This window comes from Gracilibacillus alcaliphilus, assembly GCF_016909015.1.
GTDB lineage: Bacteria > Bacillota > Bacilli > Bacillales > Amphibacillaceae > Gracilibacillus > Gracilibacillus alcaliphilus.
The window spans coordinates 75,125-94,401 of record NZ_JAFBFA010000003.1 but is presented as its reverse complement, the minus strand read 5'-3'; the positions used below and the strand labels follow the sequence as shown (position 1 = coordinate 94,401).

General features: G+C 38.4%; 18 protein-coding genes. 10 read left to right on the top strand and 8 right to left on the bottom strand.

Annotation, left to right across the window (positions count from 1 at the left end; all coding sequences use genetic code 11):
- Positions 1 to 151: 151 nt before the first annotated feature.
- The 4 genes from JOD18_RS03400 to JOD18_RS03385 all read left to right on the top strand — a co-directional run bounded on the left by JOD18_RS03400 (position 152) and on the right by JOD18_RS03385 (position 3,784).
- Complete coding sequence (locus JOD18_RS03400; RefSeq protein WP_204667535.1) at positions 152 to 772, top strand: helix-turn-helix domain-containing protein; 621 nt, start codon at positions 152 to 154, stop codon at positions 770 to 772.
- A gap of 23 nt (positions 773 to 795) precedes the next feature.
- Positions 796 to 1,737 (top strand): LCP family protein, encoded by a 942-nt coding sequence (locus JOD18_RS03395; RefSeq protein ID WP_204667534.1) that lies wholly within the window; start codon positions 796 to 798, stop codon positions 1,735 to 1,737.
- 352 nt (positions 1,738 to 2,089) lie between these two features.
- Positions 2,090 to 2,662, top strand: coding sequence for a GNAT family N-acetyltransferase (locus tag JOD18_RS03390; protein ID WP_204667533.1), 573 nt, complete (start codon positions 2,090 to 2,092; stop codon positions 2,660 to 2,662).
- A gap of 156 nt (positions 2,663 to 2,818) precedes the next feature.
- Positions 2,819 to 3,784, top strand: a complete 966-nt coding sequence (locus tag JOD18_RS03385; RefSeq protein WP_204667532.1) for a S66 family peptidase — start codon at positions 2,819 to 2,821, stop codon at positions 3,782 to 3,784.
- Positions 3,785 to 4,071: 287 nt separating this feature from the next.
- Here the strand turns inward: JOD18_RS03385 and JOD18_RS03380 are convergent, their stop codons facing one another.
- The 4 genes from JOD18_RS03380 to JOD18_RS03365 form a co-directional block, all read right to left on the bottom strand.
- On the bottom strand, positions 4,072 to 5,532 hold the full coding sequence (locus JOD18_RS03380) for a sulfatase family protein (protein ID WP_204667531.1): 1,461 nt from the start codon (positions 5,530 to 5,532) through the stop codon (positions 4,072 to 4,074).
- 43 nt (positions 5,533 to 5,575) lie between these two features.
- Positions 5,576 to 6,403, bottom strand: coding sequence for a carbohydrate ABC transporter permease (locus JOD18_RS03375; RefSeq protein WP_239587895.1), 828 nt, complete (start codon positions 6,401 to 6,403; stop codon positions 5,576 to 5,578).
- On the bottom strand, positions 6,396 to 7,196 hold the full coding sequence (locus JOD18_RS03370) for a carbohydrate ABC transporter permease (protein WP_204667530.1): 801 nt from the start codon (positions 7,194 to 7,196) through the stop codon (positions 6,396 to 6,398). The genes JOD18_RS03375 and JOD18_RS03370 overlap by 8 nt, the downstream gene beginning before the upstream one ends.
- Positions 7,197 to 7,419: 223 nt before the next feature.
- On the bottom strand, positions 7,420 to 8,877 hold the full coding sequence (locus JOD18_RS03365; RefSeq protein WP_204667529.1) for an ABC transporter substrate-binding protein: 1,458 nt from the start codon (positions 8,875 to 8,877) through the stop codon (positions 7,420 to 7,422).
- Positions 8,878 to 9,078: 201 nt separating this feature from the next.
- Between JOD18_RS03365 and JOD18_RS03360 the strand changes: the two genes are divergently transcribed.
- A complete protein-coding gene (locus JOD18_RS03360) occupies positions 9,079 to 9,753 on the top strand; it encodes a helix-turn-helix transcriptional regulator (RefSeq protein WP_204667528.1) in 675 nt (224 codons plus the stop codon).
- A gap of 8 nt (positions 9,754 to 9,761) precedes the next feature.
- Here JOD18_RS03360 and JOD18_RS24950 read toward each other — a convergent pair whose 3' ends face one another.
- Together JOD18_RS24950 and JOD18_RS24755 are read right to left on the bottom strand one after the other, a co-directional pair.
- Complete coding sequence (locus JOD18_RS24950) at positions 9,762 to 9,899, bottom strand: helix-turn-helix domain-containing protein (RefSeq protein WP_204667527.1); 138 nt, start codon at positions 9,897 to 9,899, stop codon at positions 9,762 to 9,764.
- Complete coding sequence (locus JOD18_RS24755) at positions 9,851 to 10,612, bottom strand: AraC family ligand binding domain-containing protein (protein WP_204667526.1); 762 nt, start codon at positions 10,610 to 10,612, stop codon at positions 9,851 to 9,853. The genes JOD18_RS24950 and JOD18_RS24755 overlap by 49 nt, the downstream gene beginning before the upstream one ends.
- Before the next feature lie 128 nt (positions 10,613 to 10,740).
- On the opposite strand from JOD18_RS24755, the gene JOD18_RS03345 reads away from it, so the two are divergent.
- Together JOD18_RS03345 and JOD18_RS03340 are read left to right on the top strand one after the other, a co-directional pair.
- Positions 10,741 to 12,252 (top strand): sulfatase family protein, encoded by a 1,512-nt coding sequence (locus JOD18_RS03345; RefSeq protein WP_204667525.1) that lies wholly within the window; start codon positions 10,741 to 10,743, stop codon positions 12,250 to 12,252.
- Between the two features lie 114 nt (positions 12,253 to 12,366).
- Positions 12,367 to 14,334 (top strand): ABC1 kinase family protein, encoded by a 1,968-nt coding sequence (locus tag JOD18_RS03340; RefSeq protein WP_204667524.1) that lies wholly within the window; start codon positions 12,367 to 12,369, stop codon positions 14,332 to 14,334.
- Positions 14,335 to 14,652: 318 nt separating this feature from the next.
- Here the strand turns inward: JOD18_RS03340 and JOD18_RS03335 are convergent, their stop codons facing one another.
- Positions 14,653 to 16,146: a BCCT family transporter gene (locus JOD18_RS03335; RefSeq protein ID WP_204667523.1), complete on the bottom strand. Its 1,494-nt coding sequence runs from the start codon at positions 16,144 to 16,146 to the stop codon at positions 14,653 to 14,655.
- Positions 16,147 to 16,354: 208 nt separating this feature from the next.
- Here JOD18_RS03335 and JOD18_RS03330 point away from each other — a divergent pair, with 208 nt between their 5' ends.
- Positions 16,355 to 17,143 carry a DUF3891 family protein gene (locus JOD18_RS03330; protein WP_204667522.1) on the top strand — a complete coding sequence of 263 codons (789 nt, stop codon included), beginning with the start codon at positions 16,355 to 16,357 and terminating at the stop codon, positions 17,141 to 17,143.
- A gap of 202 nt (positions 17,144 to 17,345) precedes the next feature.
- On the top strand, positions 17,346 to 17,819 hold the full coding sequence (locus tag JOD18_RS03325) for an SRPBCC family protein (protein ID WP_204667521.1): 474 nt from the start codon (positions 17,346 to 17,348) through the stop codon (positions 17,817 to 17,819).
- 140 nt (positions 17,820 to 17,959) lie between these two features.
- Here JOD18_RS03325 and JOD18_RS03320 read toward each other — a convergent pair whose 3' ends face one another.
- Positions 17,960 to 18,880, bottom strand: coding sequence for an SDR family oxidoreductase (locus JOD18_RS03320; protein ID WP_204667520.1), 921 nt, complete (start codon positions 18,878 to 18,880; stop codon positions 17,960 to 17,962).
- A gap of 136 nt (positions 18,881 to 19,016) precedes the next feature.
- On the opposite strand from JOD18_RS03320, the gene JOD18_RS03315 reads away from it, so the two are divergent.
- Complete coding sequence (locus JOD18_RS03315; RefSeq protein ID WP_204667519.1) at positions 19,017 to 19,187, top strand: hypothetical protein; 171 nt, start codon at positions 19,017 to 19,019, stop codon at positions 19,185 to 19,187.
- The last annotated feature ends 90 nt before the right edge of the window (positions 19,188 to 19,277 follow it).

Below are 19,277 nucleotides of genomic sequence, written 5' to 3'. Positions count from 1 at the left end.
ATTTTTTAAGTGTTGACATTTTGTCAACACTTATTTATATTGTCTAATATAACCTAACGATAATGTCTAACATGTAAAGGCAAAAATCTTGGTAGTGGGTTATTTTGACAAACGAACTAATCTGACCATAAATTATGAGAGGATAAGAGATATGCCTGCTGACAACTTTGGTAATAGGTTAAAAGAGTTATTACATACTCGTGCAATATCAATTAGAAAATGCAGTGAGCAAACTGGCATCGATAAAGCGACCATTTCACGGATTATCAATGGAAAGCGTAAGGTAAATATCCAACACCTTAACAAATTTGCTGTCTGTCTGGATGTACCAATCACGGAGCTTATGCATGCTGCTGGCTATTCAACAGATTCTCAAGAATCTTTAGATATCTATACATCGATGAAAGAGATCGATCAAACATTAAAATCCGCTGATCTTTATTACGATCATTTTAGTAAAGAGGCAGTTCACCAACAATTAGATCGATATAAACAATATGTTCAAACAGAAGATGGAAAACAAACCATTCATCATCAATTTAAGAAGAAGCTTGATGAAGTAGGCAGCATCGGACCATTTATTAATCAATTAAAGGATTTCTATGTGCAATTTATGCAATGTAAGAGAACGCCAAGCCAACTTGCCATAATAGGAAGTGCCCTGCTGTATTTTATTATTCCCGTAGACGTTGTTCCAGACTATATATTTCCGATTGGATATGTGGATGATGCAATTGCAGTAAAAATTGCTTTAAAATCACTTTCTAATTAAAGAAAACATAAGGAGTATGACAGATGAAAAGACATGAAAGAAAACCCAAAAAACGTAAATGGATATTTCTTTTGTTATTCATTTTCGCATGCGCTACTGCAGTTGGAGTCTATACCGTAACGCAATATTATCAAGGATTATCAGAAGCAGAAGAAGGGCGATATAAAGATGATGGTACAACTTTCGATCCTTTTCATGGCGCTGAACCACAATTTGGAGAAATAAATATCTTAATGATTGGCAGTGATACACGGGGAGATGAGCGAGGTCTTTCAGATACAATCATGATTGCTCACTATAATCAGCAAACCCACGATATAAAAATTGCTTCCATTATGCGCGATACATATGTGGAAATACCTGACCATGGGATGCAAAAGATCAATGCCGCTTTTGCATTTGAGGGCCCAGAATTGCTCAGACAAACACTAAAGCACAATTTTGACATCGACATAAATTATTATGCTGTTGTTGACTTCGATGGTTTCATAAAGATCGCGGATATTATTGCTCCTGATGGTATCGAAGTGGATATACCACATCAGATGTCAGAAGGGATAGGGATGACACTCCATCCAGGTAAACAAGTACTTCACGGTGAGGAACTCCTTGGTTATGTGCGCTTTCGCAAAGATGAAGAAAGCGACTTTGGAAGAGTAAGACGGCAGCAAGAAGTAATGACTAAGTTGAAAGATGAAGCGATAAGTATTCATAGTTTTATGAAGCTGCCAAAACTGTTAGGTGTTGCTGATCCATACATTGATACGAATGTAGATAATAAAACGATTCTTTCTATCGGTAAAGGTTTAATTGCTGGAAGTGAGCATCCGATGGAAACATTGAGGATCCCAGTGGAGAACTCCTATCAAAATGCTCGGACAGATGTTGGGGCCGTACTGGAAGTTGATATCGAACAAAATAAACAGGCACTCCAAGAATTTTTATCAGGAACGGTTGATTCATAAACAGCTTTGCTCTGAGCTTTGTTGAACTTGAACCGTTAGAAAAGATTTCCGTATCAGTAATGGCATACGGAAATCTTTTTTTGTACTGAAAAATAGATTATGTTGAGCTATATTTATCCTGATCCAATCGTCCACACTTGAGGGATTCAAAAGAAGGTGAACGATGGCTAAACCCCCGATAAGGCTTGCTTTATCTTAATTAACGTTTCGTAGTAGATCTGGAGCTAGATTTGATTTAGCGAAACTTGTTGTATTGCAGCAGATGATATAATGGTGAAAACATGTTTGTTTGTATAAAGATCTCGGATTCAAGTAGTACAATGACTTTTGGATAATAGAGTGATAAGGAGGGATGGATATCAAAGCATTACCTATCGTTACCTTAAGAGAGCTTCGTATGGAAGATGTAGAAGATCGTTATCGATGGTCTTTGGATAAGGAAGTCACTAAACATTTGAATTTGCCGGACACCTATCCGCCGTTTACCAAGGAAGAAACAGCCAAATGGATAGAAATGTGTATCAACAAAACTAATGGATATGAACAAAAGGCAATTATAACAGAAGATGGTACTCATATTGGCTGGGTCGATTTAAAAAATATCGATACATTTAATAAACATGCTGAACTAGGAATAGCAATAGGTGACAGAAACCATTGGGGAAAAGGCTACGGACAATCTGCTATGATGGCCATGTTAGAATATGGATTTACGACATTAGCTCTTAATAAAATTTGGTTAAGAGTCGAAGTGGATAATGAGCAGGCAATAAAGTCCTATCAAAGAACAGGATATGTCGATGAAGGAATTCTCAGGCAGGATCGCTATAGAGATGGGGAATACGTAGATCGCCTAAGAATGAGTATCTTGAAACATGAATTTGAAAATATCTTGAAAGAGATGGGTTTAGCAGAACGAGGCTGAGCGCATTTGTTTGCTTGAACCGAATAAATAGCGCAAAAAGCTAGGTGAATTTCTGGCTTGTGAAATTGCTTTTGTATTCTTAGCACAAATGAATTATTCTGCAAGGGCACTAATTGTCTGCAATACGATTTACAGTGAATCTAAGGAGGAGACTAGATGAAGAGACCGGCAAAATTAACACAGGGTGATGAAATTCGAGTGATAGCACCTAGTCGCAGCATAAAGATATTATCTGACGAAGGGATTCAATTAGCGAAACAACGGCTAGAAAATATAGGATTTAATGTCAGCTTTGGTAAAAATACCGGTATTAGTGATTTACAGCAGTCTTCTTCCATTAAACAACGTATTGAAGATTTGCATGAAGCTTTTTCAGACCAACAAGTAAAAGCAGTGTTAACCGTTATAGGTGGATTTAACTGTAACGAGTTATTGCCTTATATTAATTACCAGCTGTTAACGGAGAATCCTAAAATCTTATGTGGATATAGTGATATTACTGCACTAGCTAACGCTATTAGTGCGAAATGTCAATTGATTACATATTCTGGACCGCATTTTTCAAGTTTTCAAATGACAGGATTGCAAGATTATCAAACAAATTACTTCATAAAATGTTTGATGAATGAAGAATCTTATCAAGTGTGCCCATCCACACATTGGAGCGATGATTTGTGGTTTTTAGATCAAGAAAATCGTGTATATGAAGAAACGGAATGGAAAGTTTATTCGGCTGGAGAGACTACAGGATCTTTATATGGAGGTAATCTTTGCACTTTGAATCTATTACAAGGCACACCATATTTTCCAAATATAACAGAATCTATTTTATTTATTGAAGATGATGAATTAACAAATCCGGAAACTTTTGCCCGAGATTTAGCTTCTCTGCTGCAGGCTGCAAACGGAATAAAAGGGTTATTAATTGGCAGGTTTCAAAAAGTGTCTCGTATGACAGAGGAACAGTTGTATTTTATTTTAGATAAGCACCCTCAGTTGAAGAAAATCCCGGTTCTTTATGATATGGATTTTGGCCATACACAGCCATCCGTTACCCTGCCAATTGGTGGCACTATTCATGTTAATTCAAATATGAGAAAAGTAGAAATAGTCCATTTCTAATATGTGTAGAAAAAAATTTGCTATATTAAAGCGTGTTCAAAAGTTCAAGGTGACATAGTTTGGAGTAATGGACTTGCACAGGGTGTGTTGTTTTCTGGTTGTACATACCATTTAGACAATCTTAGCAGAAGTTCCTCTATCAGCAACACCGACATTTCCATGTCATTTTCAGGCGGCCTTTTTAAACATTCTTTACTAGAGTCGAGGATCTGTATTTTAGTAATCTACATCTATAAAAGAAACGACTTGATCCAATCGTATATGTGATCAAGTCGTTATAGGCGGCATTATATAAATTCAGCTGGGTGGCGTCGTTTTAACTCAGGAATTGCATGTGCTCGTCCGGTCTTTGCTAATCTGTCCACATAATCTTTTAAGGCGCCTTTTGCGTGGAAAGGTCCGCCTTCTTTCATAACAGTCCAAAGTGGGTCTATGTCAAATGACATGGAATCCATCATATGATCGTGCCACTCATTTAAAAAATAGACAGCTTCTTTGCAAATATCTTTATGTTGCGAAGCAATATTATGTTGTTCATGTGGATCATCTTTTATATGAAACAGCATTTCTCTATCAAATAAATGATAGCCATCATGATACGTTCTAATATATAACCAATCGTCAAACCGTACACTTCTTTGACAAACATGAGCACATTGGGAGATGACAAGAAATTCACGGCCATTTTTGGTTCCTTCTTTTATCGAAGGAGCAAAACTTTTACCATCCCAATTATCAGAAGGTTCTTGTTCTAACATTTCTGCCATAGTTGGCAGTAAGTCCAAGTGATAATGAAGCTCATCGTCTGTTTGCCCCTCCGTGTAGCCAGGCCAGCGGATAATCATAGGAATATTACATGTGCCTTGATCTGCAGTACCATGCTCTCCATATATGCCTAATTCGCCCATATTTTCCCCATGATCAGCTGTTATGATAAATATAACTTCATCCATCACGCCTTGCTCTTCTAATTCTCGTAAAAGCATGCCGATATGATTATCCATATGTTTGATTCCACAGTCATAACCATCTATCATAGTCCGCATATCATCTAAATCTTGGATTTCGCCGGGATATCTTTTATAATTCTCATCCGTTTCATTGTTAAACATATTGATTTCATGTACACTATGAGGTCCAACCTTTTCTTTATGTTTTGCCAATACTTCTTCCGAAATCCAGAAGGGGAGCGGCTCATGTTCAAAAGGGTTGCCAAATGAAGCTGGAGCACGGTAGGGAGTGTGCGGATCCCAATAATTCACATACAAGAACCAGTCATCTTGCTCTTTATTTCTCTTAAGCCAATCTAATACCACAGGGGTGACTTCTTCCGCAGACTCCATACCACTTTTTCCCGTATTATACATTTCGTTGAATCCAGCATAAAATGTGTAAGAAGAGTGTCGCTCAGCAAATGGACTGATTAACACTGTCTTCATTCCTGTGGATCGAAATAAAGCTGGAAAACTCTCCGTAGCTAATCTATCCTTAAATCCGCGTTCTACTCCTTCATGTCTTACATCTGCTGCTGTGCCTCCATGTCCTACTACACCGTTATGGATGCCGAATTGTCCCGTCATTAAGGCAGTTCTGGAAGGAAAGCAAGGGGCATCCGAAGTATAATAGTTAGTAAACTTGATTCCAGTTTGTGCAATTTTATCAATATTGGGAGAAGTATTGCGATGGTAGCCGTAACATCCTAAATGTGAGGGACTGGTTGAATCTAAATCTAAAAGTATTATTTTCAAAATAAACACCTCTTTAGCTAAAAATTTTAGTATGAATAACTTATTAACCTTTCACAGCACCTGCCATACCGTCCACGAAATAACGTTGTAGAAGGATAAAAATAACAATGATCGGAACTAGAGCAATGGAGCCGCCGGCAGCAATCCCTGTCCAGTCCACCACATGTTCTCCCTGTAAAGAATATAGTCCGACAGCTAATGTTCTGTTTTCTGGACTGCTTAGCGTGAGAACAAGCGGCAGTAAGAAGGAGTTCCAAGTCCAGACAAACTGCATAATAACCACGCTTCCGATGATCGGCTTGGCAAGCGGTAAACCTACATGCCAAAAAGTTTGCAGGAAGTTGCATCCATCTATAATGGAGGCTTCTTCTAATTCTTTAGGAATTTGCCGGAAGAAGCTGGCGAATAATAATACAAATAGAACATGTCCGCCACCAGATTCTGCGAGAATTAACCCTAATAATGAATCTAATAATCCCATTTCCTTGATTAATTTAAAGATAGGAATCATTGAAAACTCTAATGGTATGAACATACTGGCGCCAAGGATGGCGATGAATATCTTTTTGCCAGGAAAAGAGTAACGTCCAAGAGCATATCCGCATGTAGCCGTGATAACCACTACGATAAGAATGACAGCTGCAGTGACAATGGCAGAATTCATAAAGTATTGTTCAAAATTAGCCACATTCCATGCCCGTTTGATATTATCTAAACGGAAGGAGGCGGGTATTAAACGTAAACCATTCGAGAAAAATTCCGTGTCTGTTTTAAAAGAAGCAGATACCATCCATAGAAAGGGATAGATCCACAAGAATGAAAGCAGTATTAATGGAATGTGTATAAGTGTCCATCCTATTTTTCTATTCAATTTTCGTCACTCCTTTGGCATTGGTCCTTTTATTGACGATAACTTGAATGACAGCAAATATAACGATAGTCAATGTAAAGAAAATGGCAGCGGCAGAAGCGTATCCTAGCCTTGGCATACCCATCTCACTGGAAAATGCATATCTATAAATATAGGTAGACACCACATCTGTTGCAAAGAATGGACCGCCATTCGTCATTGTTTTAATCATGTCGAAGACTTTTAATGAACCGGCCACATTCAGTAAAGTAATAACGAGACCAATAGGCAGCAATTGTGGTAGTGTTATATAGAAAAAAGTTTGTATTTTATTAGCACCATCAATATCCGCCGCTTCATAAAGATCTTTTGAAATTCCTTGCAATCCAGCTAACCAATAGATCATGTTCATGCCTACGTTTTTCCAAACGAAGATGATAATCGCAGTAAACATCGCCCATTTAGGATCGGCAAGGAAATTGATCGGCCGTTCTAATATATTTAGACGAAGCAGAATATAATTCACAGCACCATCTGCACCCCAAATATAAACCATAATGATACCGATAATACTGGCAGTAGTAACTACCGGAATAAAAATAATGGTTCGATATACACTGGCAAACTTTAGCCGGGGACTATTCACCAACAAGGCCAGGAATAAGGCGATAATGAGTTGAAGCGGAACGGTACCTGCCATGAAAATAAAGCTATTTTTATACGCATTCCAAAAATAAGTGTCTAAGATCAATTCTTTATAATTACTTAATCCTACAAATGTTTGACTTGATTCTAAGCCTGACCAATTTAACATGGAGTAGTACCAGTTTACGAGAATTGGCCAACCTTGAAATAAAGCATAGAAAATCAAGTTTGGTGTGATAAAAAGCCAACACCAAAGTGTTATTTTTCTATTAGTTGAACTTCTATAGCTCCTTTTAGTTCTTGTTGACGATATTGTGTAACTCAAACCATCCCCTACCTTCTATCCATTCAAGCAAGACAACAATGGATTTGCTTGAATAGTTTTATGGTTACTATTCGTAATCTTCAGAAGTATAGTCCTCCATTGGATTCCAATTTGGAAAAATAAAATCTTCCATAGATACATCTGTTCCGTTCGTTTGCGCAGCATTGATGGCATTCGTCCAGGCTGTTTCCAACTGTTCAGAATATGTCGCTAATAAAGGTTCGGCCTCAGAGGCTCCGGCAACAACGCCGCCTAAAATGTCTCCCGGAGTGGGTGATACATCTTGAAATTCATTAAAAACAACTGCAACTTCTGGTTTTCTGATAATTGGATCAGGTATTTGCCTGCCATATTCTTGAACCAGATCATAATACTGATTGGTTTGCTCGACAACTAAATATTCTTCGTTAATTCCTTTGACGATCGAATAGGCGTCACCCTTCTCTGTTCTTGCCTTTTGAAAAAAGTCTCCTCCATAAAACTCTTTCAGATAAAGAGCAGCTTCTTCCGGATGTTTACTGCCAGCAGATAAGCCAATCCAAGGCTGCGAACTTGTAATCGGAATAGATCCTTTCCTGCCTGAATCCGGAACAGGAGGGGCCATCACTCCATAATTTAAATCTGGGTTCTCTTCGTTCCATACGCCTATGCTCCAAGGCCCTTGCACAATAAATCCAGCGTTTCCTTGTCCAAATAGTGCTCTTGCCTCAGGGGCTGAGATGCTCATAGTATTAGGGTGAAAACTGCCGTCTTCTGCAATGTCTTTTATTAACTGGAACACATGAAGAGTTGGTTCTGTATCGTATGACATGTCTTCAGTAGCTAAGTTAACAGGGGAGTGCGCATTTATACCGCTCCCAGCTAAGGACGACCAATCTCTAATGATTTCTGTCCAACGGTTTACTTGTTCCCCTCCTTCAATCATGCCATAAAACTTGCCATCGCCTGCTTCAGTTATCTTTTTTGCATATTCTCTGAACTCACTATATGTCTCAGGGGGATCTTCGGGGTCAAGTCCAGCTAATTCGAATAAATCTTTATTAAAAAAAATTAAACTGCTGGGCATTGGTGCCGCTTCAGGGATAGAATAAATTTCGTCGTTAATCATGGTTCTTCCATTTTGGAAAGTTCCATCCACGAATAAGTCTTTGAATTCGTCATCGATATAGGGTTCCAGTGATTGATACCAGCCATCTTCAACGAGTGCTTCTAATTGCATGCCACCTGGTATCGGAAATAAGTCAGGGGCTTCACCAGCACTGACAGCTGTCATAATAGTATTCTTATATTGATCTACTGTTAATTGTGTATATTCAATTTGGATATGAGGGTATTTTTCCATAAATTGCTCATGGAATTCTTCTCTAATATCTTTTACGCTATCACTCCAGTCCATTATCCTCAGTACAACTTCATCTGTTGAGTTATTCCCATCACTACTTGCATTTTCGCTTAGATCTGTCGAATTACATGCGGACAGAATAATGATCCATAAGACAAAAATCAGTCGAATGTGTTTCCCCATTTTGATACCTCCATTTTTAATATATCAATGTAAGCGCCTACATTATGTGCAAGTATATATCAGATCCCGTTCGTGTTTCATGTAGAATATCACTCTTCTTTGTACAATATCACTATGAATTATTTGGATATTATATAAATTCAGATTAGGAGTGCGTATAATTTGAAATTATATCTGTCTGAAATGCCTGTATAGCAGGAATTGTATGGAAGAAGCGATAACAAAAACATTGTGATAGGACAGGGAGAAATTTTATTTATTCCAGAACAAACCAAGCGATCTGCATATAATCTAAATCATGAGCCGCATCAAAAAATCACTATTTTATTTCATGCAGTAGGGCAATGTTTAGAGGATATTTCTTTTTTAAGGCAGGAGAGATTCTTACATTTAACAGTGAGGGATGTCCGATTTTTCAGACAGCGTTTTGAGAGTTTGTATTATGAAAGTAATGGAGAAAAAAGTTATAAACATACTATATGCAATGGCATTCTAATAGAAATAATCGGTGTCATAGCAAGAGAACTTAGTCTAATGACATTATCACCTATGAAACTGAAATATGCACAAGATATTCAAACATATATCATGAAAAACTATAGAGAGCCTATCAATATTAGAACACTGGCCAAATTAATTAATAAAAGTATTAACTACACCATATCAATTTTCAAAGAAATTTATGGGGTTACACCAATTCAGTATGTTCATCAACTTAGAATTGCAGAAGCAAGTTACTTATTACTTCATACCGATATGGCCATTATTAATATCTCAGAATTTTTAGGCTACTATGATTCTGCCTATTTCTCCAAAACATTCAAGAAAATAATGGACTGTACACCAAAACAGTATAGAATAACAATGAACTTATAATTATAAAGCTATTTTTCATCATTATTCCGATAATGTGTCGGTGTCAGCTGATAATATTGACTAAAAGCCCTGGTAAAAGCATATAAATTCGGATAGCCTAATGATAGGGCGATTTCTGTGATACTGTGAGAGGTGGTGCGTAACATCTCTTTCCCTCAAGGCGCAATTTTTGCAGATACTTTATGGGGGCGATACCATAAATGGTTGAAAATTGCTCTGAAAAATAGGAGCGGTTGACGCCGACATAATTTGCTGTATCTTGAATGGTAATCCTTTCTGTATAATGCTGGTCTATATATGCTTTGCCGCGTTCCAGCCAAGTGGAACGCGCATGGTTAGGTTGTTGCGTATGATCCAATAGCAAGTAAATTAATTGATAGACAAGTTGTTGTAATTGAAGGACTTGAACCATTTCTGTATCATCGAATGTTTCTAATACGCGAAAGACAGACGTTAGTGTCTGATGAACATGCTGATAATCGACAATCTGGAGGGAGGATTGCTGCTTTGTCAGTTTTAAAGAAGAGATAATTTCGGTCATTTGTGCTTTGGAGAAAGCGATCCATCCCATCTTTAGTTGAAGATGGTGGCTTAATGTATAGTATTCATAGGCAATATCTGGATGCAGGCAGAACATGCCCCCTTTTTGTAATAGGATCGTCTTGTCATCATATTTGTAGGCTATTTCTCCTTCTAGGACAAAGTGAAAGCTATAACTATCAATAAACCTAGGACCGATATGATAATTTTCTTTTGCGATATTTCTGCCAGCTCTTAATGGCCAAATACCACTAATATTCTTAAATGATGGGGGTGTTAAATAAAAATAATCTGCAAACTCCTTGTCAGCTTCTCTCACAGTTATGCTCCTCTCTTTGAGGTTATTCTACCTCCCATCTAACAAAATGACAATTAGAAATAACATTATGCTATTTCTATAAGCCAATCCACCCTTTACAATATAGGGAATAAGGAGGTATTGCCAAAATGAATAAACCGAACATCTTACTAATTACAAGTGATCAACAACATTGGAATACACTTGGTGCCTTTAATGATGAAATATCCACCCCCAACTTAGATCGGCTGATCAAAGAAGGCACTACATTTGAGCGGGCATATTGTCCCAACCCTACTTGTACTCCAACACGTTCATCGATTATAACTGGTCAGTATCCAAGTCAACATGGGGCATGGACGTTGGGAACTAAATTAGATGAGGAATCCCATACCTTAAATGAGGACTTAAAAGCAGCCGGATATCAGACATCATTAATTGGCAAAGCCCATTTTCAGCCATTGAAGAGCACAGAGGAGTACCCATCACTAGAGGCGGATCCTGTCCTTCATGATCTCGAATTTTGGAAAGGGTTTCATGGACCCTTTTATGGTTTTGACCATGTGGAATTAGCGCGAAATCATACCAATGAGCAGCATGTTGGCCAACATTATGCGATTTGGTTAGAAGAGAATGGGTGCACCAATTGGCGGGATTATTTTGTACCGCCAACGGGAAATATGGATCCCGATAAGTGGCATACATGGGACATCCCTGAAGAATTTCACTATAGTAAATGGATTGCCGAGCAAACTAATAAAAGACTGGAAAAGCATAAAACGAATGATGAACCATTTTTTCTTTGGTCTAGTTTTTTTGATCCGCATCCGCCCTATTTAGCCCCAGAACCATGGGATACTATGTATAATCCAGCGGATCTGACGATTCCAGAAATGGTGCCGGGTGAACATGAACAGAATCCGCCACATTTCAGAAAGACACAAGAGGATAACCCTGACTTTTCTTACTTACAAGAAACGGGAATGGCTATTCACGGTTATTTATCCCACCGGAATATTTCAGAATATGATCGTAAACAATTGGTTGCCACCTACTACGGCATGATCAGCTTGATGGATAAATATATTGGGAAAATAGTCGATAAGTTAGATGAACTAGGTTTAGCGGACAACACCATTATTGTTTTTACCACAGATCACGGGCATTTCTTTGGCCAGCATGGACTGCAGTACAAAGGTGGTTTTCATTACGAGGATTTAATCAAACTTCCGTTTATTGTCAGATACCCGAACCATGTCCCAGCAGGGGTAACGTCCAAGTCTATCCAATCACTGGTTGATCTGGCGCCTACTTTTTTATCCTTTGCTGGTACAGACATTCCAATCCAGATGACAGGGGTAGATCAGAAAGATGTCTGGCTGGGCAACCGAGACAAGGCACGGGATCATGCTATTTGTGAATTTCGTCATGAGCCGACAACCATTCATCAAAAAACACTGATTACCGAGAGATACAAGATCACGGTTTATTATAATCAATCCTATGGGGAAATCTTTGACTTGCAAGAGGATCCAAATGAGTTAAATAATTTGTGGGATAGTGAAGCACATCAAGATGTGAAACAACAGCTATTGTTGCAGTATATCTGGGCTGAATTGGGAAAAGAGTCAATCTCCATGCCGAGGGTGTCCCATGCTTAGAGAGAATAAAGTCATAACAAGATTGGTTGTTGCTTTTAAGTATTAGTCCACGTTTACAAAATCCACCTAATCACTTAAACTGTAATCAACTAAAGTGATTAGGTGGAATGAGATATGTCCTTTTTAAGTGTGTTCATTGTGTTGTTCCTGCTATTCTTATTGCTTACTTCTTTATTCAACACGAATTACAAAGTAATCCTATCATTAGTCAGTGCGCTTGTTGTTAGTGTGCTGGTTCAAGTGCTAGAAGAATTTTATTTGAACAGTATCATTATTGCTGCTCTCATTTTTTATTTTATAATAGCGAATATCAAAGCATTTAAAAATGAACAGCTCAAGTTAATGATGGCTGTGCTATTTAGTACAGCCATCGTGACACTCGTGCTAACATTTACATACTTCAATCAAATTTCCAATACATCCGATACGAATGAGATATTAAGAGTTATGTTTATCTATTACCCGCTGTTAATTATCTTTATCGCCTGCTATACCTATATGCTTCTGTGTCTTTTCAATTTTAAAATATTACAAGCCTCGAACCCACTCCTATATATAGTGAATAAAATTCGTGGTTTCATACGCATGATGCAGCTCTTCTGGATTGTATCACGAAAAGGTTTAAATCATTTGATTCAACAGGATCATGCGAAACTGCCATATGTTATTGCTGAAGTTCTTGAAAACATGGGTGGAATTTTTGTTAAGTTTGCGCAAGTATTATCGACAAAAAAAGACATGTTACCTAGTAATTATATCAAGGCGTTTTCTAGTTTACATGATCAAGTAAAACCTTTGAGTGAAAATGAACTTAAAACGATTATTGATCACAAAATTGGTAAAATCGATGAAATTTATGAATCATTTGATATGCAACCCATTGCGGCTGCGTCTATTGGACAAGTCCATCTAGCGAAGCTTAAGTCAACTGGGGAGACCGTTGTCGTTAAGATTTTAAGACCGAATGTGAAACAAAAGATGACAGTGGATTTGGATTTATTAATTCAATTTGTGTCATGGCTGTCAGAACGATCGTCTAAAATTAAAAGGCTTGGTTTAATAGAACTTGCAAAGGGATTTAAAAAGAATCTTCTCGAAGAAACCGATTTTGAAATTGAAGCGCTGAATACAAACACGTTAAGAAAAGCATTTAAGGAACACGGTATTCGTATAAGGGTGCCTAAAGTTTATTCTGAGTACTCTACGAAGCATGTATTAACATTGGAATACATGGAAGGAAATAGTTTTACAAAAGAAGTGACAACTGACGTTTCAGAGATGATCATGCATGCATTTTTGAATCAAATACTGATGATTGGTATCTTTCATGCTGATCCACATCCCGGTAACATTATGTTGACAACTGATGGAGAAGTTGCACTGATTGACTTCGGCTCAGTTGGTTATTTATCAGATGATGAACGGGCTGGTATGTTAAGTTTTTTAATGGGTTACAGTAATAATGATACAAAAGGAATGGCACTGGGGTTGTTGAGGGTTTGTGATGGGGATGATTCACTTGATGAAGAGAGGATAGAACAGCGCCTCAGCAGACTTTTATCAGAAGCCTCTTTTTCACATGATCCAACTAGTGTCCTGATGGAACGGCTGATGTCGATGATAACCGAGATGGGGCTGTCATTAAAGCCGACTGTTGCTGGTGCATTTAGAGCAATCATTACCCTGGATGGGACATTGTCATCTGTAGATGAAGAATACTCATTGACTACAGCGAGTGAATCATACGCGAATCAAATGGATAAAGCACAGTTGGCTGAGGATCATCTAAATAAGGTTAAGGGTCAGTTAGAGGACTACATTCCGAAATTGTTAGATTTGCCTCTTCTTAAGGACAATAAAGTTACGATAGTTCGTGAGGAAAATCATCATTTGAATGATTTTATAGGAAGTTTAACAGTTGGGATTTTTACAGTGATATGTATGGTTGTCATGCTTGCGAGCTTTTTTGTGCAAGGTGAGCTCATGCGATTTTTACTTGCTCCTTTATCCACAGCAGGATTTGGCGTTGGTATGATCATACTTATCATGTCAGTGATTAAGCTGCTGAAACCAAAGATATAAGTGTGATGCATATAGTCCGATATGGAATTGTGAGAAAGAATGGGGGAAGAGAATCTGAGAGGAATCCGGATGGTTGCATGGAATAGTGCTAAAAGCCTATGGTTCATTCAACATTAGATAATGAATTCTTTTCAGCCCTTTGTTTAGTTGGTTTTGCATCTATATGAAGAACGTTATCTCTAAAAGTGATATATGGGAAGAGCCACAGGCGAAGATCCGCACGTGTGGGCTCTGTGAGTGGTGTGGTCAGTAATGGCCGACACCTACTCGGTATAGATGACACATTGGAAGCAGGAGCACCGCCCTGATGCTTCCTGCTTATTTTTCTCGCTTCATTAGTTTTATTTCATTATTAAGTGCTTTAACTAGTGAAACTCCCATCAGAATTAGAATAAAGGAAAATGGGAATGCAGCGGTTATAATGGTATTTTGTAGTGCCGTTAACCCGCCGACATAAAGTAAAATGAGAGCTACAGCTGATTGTGCAAGTCCGAGAGAAAATTTTATAGTTCTCGGAGGTGTCAATGAACCATTTGTTGATTGAATACCTAGTACTAATGTTGCAGAGTCTGCAGATGTAATGAAAAAAGTTGTAATAAGTAAAATTGCCAAGAGGGATAAAAAGAATGAAAATGGCAATTGATCAAACATATTAAATAGGACTAATTCCGTCGTATATTGTGACAAGTCAACACCGCTGTTTTGTATATGGCCTGCTGTTGTTCCAAAGGCTGCAAACCATATAGCAATAATAAGTGTTGGTGCAAGTATAACACCTATCATAAATTGCCTGATTGTTCTTCCGCGTGATACACGGGCGATGAACATTCCAACAAATGGTGCCCAGGAAATCCACCATGCCCAGTAAAAAATGGTCCAAGCATCAACCCATGTCCTATTATCACTGCCGAGTGGGGCAGTACGGAAACTCCACTGGATGATATTTTGAAAATATAGTCCAAATGTTTCTGTAAACATATTCATAATTAGTAATGTTGGCCCGATGATTATCATTCCTAAAAGCAGTAAGATGGCAACTACCATATTTACATTTGATAAATATCTAATTCCTTTGCTCAAACCTAACCAGGAAGAGATAAGGAATAATACGGTTATAATAGCTACAATGATAAATTGTGCAGTAAAATTAACTTCTATGCCGAAAAGATGATTCAATCCTCCATTAACCTGTAATGCACCAAAGCCAAGGGAGGTCGCCACACCAAAAATGGTTGCAAACGAGGCAAGTACATCTATCATTTTTCCGAGTGGTCCTTTCATGATTGTTTCCCCAAACAAAGGCTTCAACGTCGTGGAAATTAAGCCAGGTTCCCCTTTACGAAATTGGAAAAAAGCCAATGCAAGTGCGATGAAGCCATACAGTGCCCATCCATGTATCCCCCAGTGAAGGTACGTAACGGCAAGTCCCTGCTTGAATGCCTGATCGGTACCAACCTCTGCAAATGGCGCATCCAAAAATCCGTGAAAAAGCGGTTCAGCAGCACCATAGAACACGAGTCCAATTCCTAATCCTGCAGAGAATAGCATGGCTATCCATGATGGAGTAGAAAAATCGGGTTTTTCATTATTTTTTCCAAGACGGATTTTTCCATATGGGCTTACAGCAATAAATATTGACAGAATGATTAATGCCGACATAAGCCACATGTAGTACCATCCGAATGTTGTGGAAAGGAAGGAATTTATATTGGTTGTTATCTGTTCAAATTGTTTTGGTAATGAAGCACCCAGAAAAACAAATATGGTAACTAATGTAACAGTTATATAAAAAACACTTGAAACTCGTTTCATATGAAACCTCCGATAGATAGGTGACTTTTATTTAACTTTTGTATTTTTATAAAAAATATACTCTATGGCAAATTCAGATGCAAAAAGCAGAGAGCTGCGAATATTTGGAACTTAATGGGGTCATTGTATAAAATAAATACATAGGAAGGTATAGTTTATTTCTAATATCCAACTATAATTTCCATTATTTTGAAAGGAGACAGTATCCATGATTGTTCGTGAAGAAGGGGAACACTTTATCTTAATATCACAGCCGGATCATGCGCTTTTGTCTGGGGAATGTTTAATGCATTTGGAGGAAGTGTACTGGGGAGATATTGTTTATAAGGATTCTGTTATTTATGCCGCTTATCAGCATGATTGCGGCTGGCAGGCATTTGACCAACAGCCTTTTTGGAATGACCGTACCAACCATCCCTATTCTTTTATTGACTTTCCTAATATCCCCAAAATAGTGCTGTATACACAAGGAATTCAGAAGATACAGAAAAAAGATGATTATGCCGCATTACTGTGCAGTAAGCATTATCAGCGCTTTCTGGCAACAGCCTCCTTTCCTGAAGCAAGGAGCTTTGTTTTGCAGGAAGCACAGCGACAAGAACAATTAATCAATAACTTGACGTATTTTGATCATGATCAATTGGAGGCAGACTTCTCCTTATTGCAGTTCTCCGATATGTTGTCTCTATTTGTATGTATGAATCGACCAGGCACAACAGATGATCATATTCATTCATTCTTTAAGGGCGGAATATCTATTGCAGTCTCTGCTGTTTCTCATTTTCCAGCAAAATATGCTATTAGTTGGCAAGACGCAGAACATATTGTGATGAATCCGTTCCCTTTTTCCAGGGCTTTTTCCATAACACTTAAACAAAAACGTATAGCAAAGACTGATATTCAGCAGCAAGGGCTGTTGAAAGCGTATGAGCAAGCTCCTCTAACAGAACAAACGATATGGATAACCCCTATGGATCGTTCTGTTGCTATTAGTTAAGCGACTGCTTTTTTGAAGAATACAAAGGCCAGCGGGAAAGTATGACTTGGAACAGACGGCGAAACAACGATAATCTCAGCAGACTCTTGCAAAGACCAACCATGTCTTCATTGATAAGGTGAGCAATCGGGAAGAAATATAGAATATCTCCCTATGCTATCCTAAAAGAAATAAAGGAAACAATCCAAAAGGAGAGAGAATCATGTCAAATCTATCACAAAATAAGCGGATTGATATTGCCTCAAGAGTTATACAAGCCTCTTCACAGACAATTTACCAAGCATTTCTCCATCCGGAATCATTAGCAACATGGCTGCCGCCAACAGGCATGTCTGGTCAGGTGAATCGATTTGAGCCCGCTGAAGGTGGTTCCTTTCAAATTACGCTTACCTATGAAGATGGTACTGCCTCAGGAAAAACCTCAGACAACACAGATGTAGTCCAAGGGAGGTTTGTGGAGCTCGTTCCAGATAAACGAATAGTTCAAGCTGTTCTATTTGACTCCGAGAATCCCGCTTTCGCTGGTGAAATGGTTCAAAGCTGGGTGATGGAACCTGTTGAAAAAGGTACCAAGGTGACCATTATCTGCGAAAATGTACCAGCAGGTATTAGAAAAGAGGATCATGATATTGGTTTAAGATCAACATTGGAAAATCTCGCTGCTTTTGTGGAGTGAGAAGCATTTTTCTGAAGTAAGCCTCACTTTATCTTAATGATATAGAACAGAATGCATGTGGATTACACGCCATGCATTCTGTTGTTGCTGCAATGGTTAAATCAACAATATATAACCGAAGAAATATTCATTTAGATGTATTAGGATGATGTCCATTGGCCGCCATTAACATGCAGTGTCTGTCCGGTCACAAATCGTGAATCATCGGAGGCCAGATATACAAAGGTGGGCGCTACTTCAAAAGGCTGGCCTTGACGCTGCATAGGGTTACCCGCTAGAGTTACTTCATCTGCAGAAAAACTTGAAGGAATAAGCGGTGTCCATATCCGGCCGGGGGCAATAGCGTTGACACGGATTCCTTTATCTACCAAGTTATTAGCCAAAGCTCGAGTAAATCCAATATTCGCTCCTTTAGTGGCAGTATAATCAATCAACTGTTTATTGCCATCATAAGTTACAACCGAAGACGTATTAATGATCGAACTTCCTGCCTTCAAGTGTGGCAGTGCGGCACGTGTGGTATAGAAATGGGAGTATATATTCACTTTAAACGTATCATCGAATTGTTCATCGCTAATATCCAGCAGGCTCAATTGTTGAAATTGTATACCTACATGGTTACAAAGCACATCTAACTGTCCGAAAGTTTCCATCGTTTTCTCTACGATATCGGTGCACTGCTGTTTATCTCTTAAATCGCCTGGAAGCAGTAAACACTGTTGTCCCAGTTCTTCTATTCTTCTTTTTGTTCTATTGGCATCCTCATGCTCATCCAGATAAGCAATAGCAACATCTGCCCCTTCTTTGGCAAAAGCAATGGCAGCGGCCGCACCCATGCCGCTGTCTCCTCCAGTGATAAGGATAACTTTTTCGGTAAGTTTATTACTGCCTGTATAATTTGGGTTTTCAATAATCGGTCTCGGCACCATCCATTTTTCTAGACCGGGCTGACGAAACTGGCGCTGTTCCGGAACGGTGATCGGGACATCTTGGTATTGTGTAATTTTCCCGTAGTTTGGATACAGTGGATAGTCTTGACTTGTTGGTTTATCCTGTGACATGTACATCCTCCTCGAAATGATCTTGTTGCATTACCTTATGCGAGATAGGCGAATGTAGTGAAACATTCATCTGCTAGTTCCATATCACAAGAAATTGAATAAAGTAAGAAATAGAAGGGAATAGGAGGTTCACATCATGCAATATTATTATAATCCGGAAGTAAAGCTATTGTTAGTTAACCAGTCAGATGAAAAGGTGGGAGTACGGTATGAGGCTGGACAGCATATATTCCAGCTGCCTAAAATTGGACCAAGACCGCCATATTTTATTAATCCGCGTTATAAACAGTATTATCCTATTAGCTAACCTTATCGCAGTGTAACTAGCTGTAGTCTCCCACTTTAGAAATAAGGGAACCCGTTATTTCTAAAGTGGGAGATCCAACAGCCAGTAATG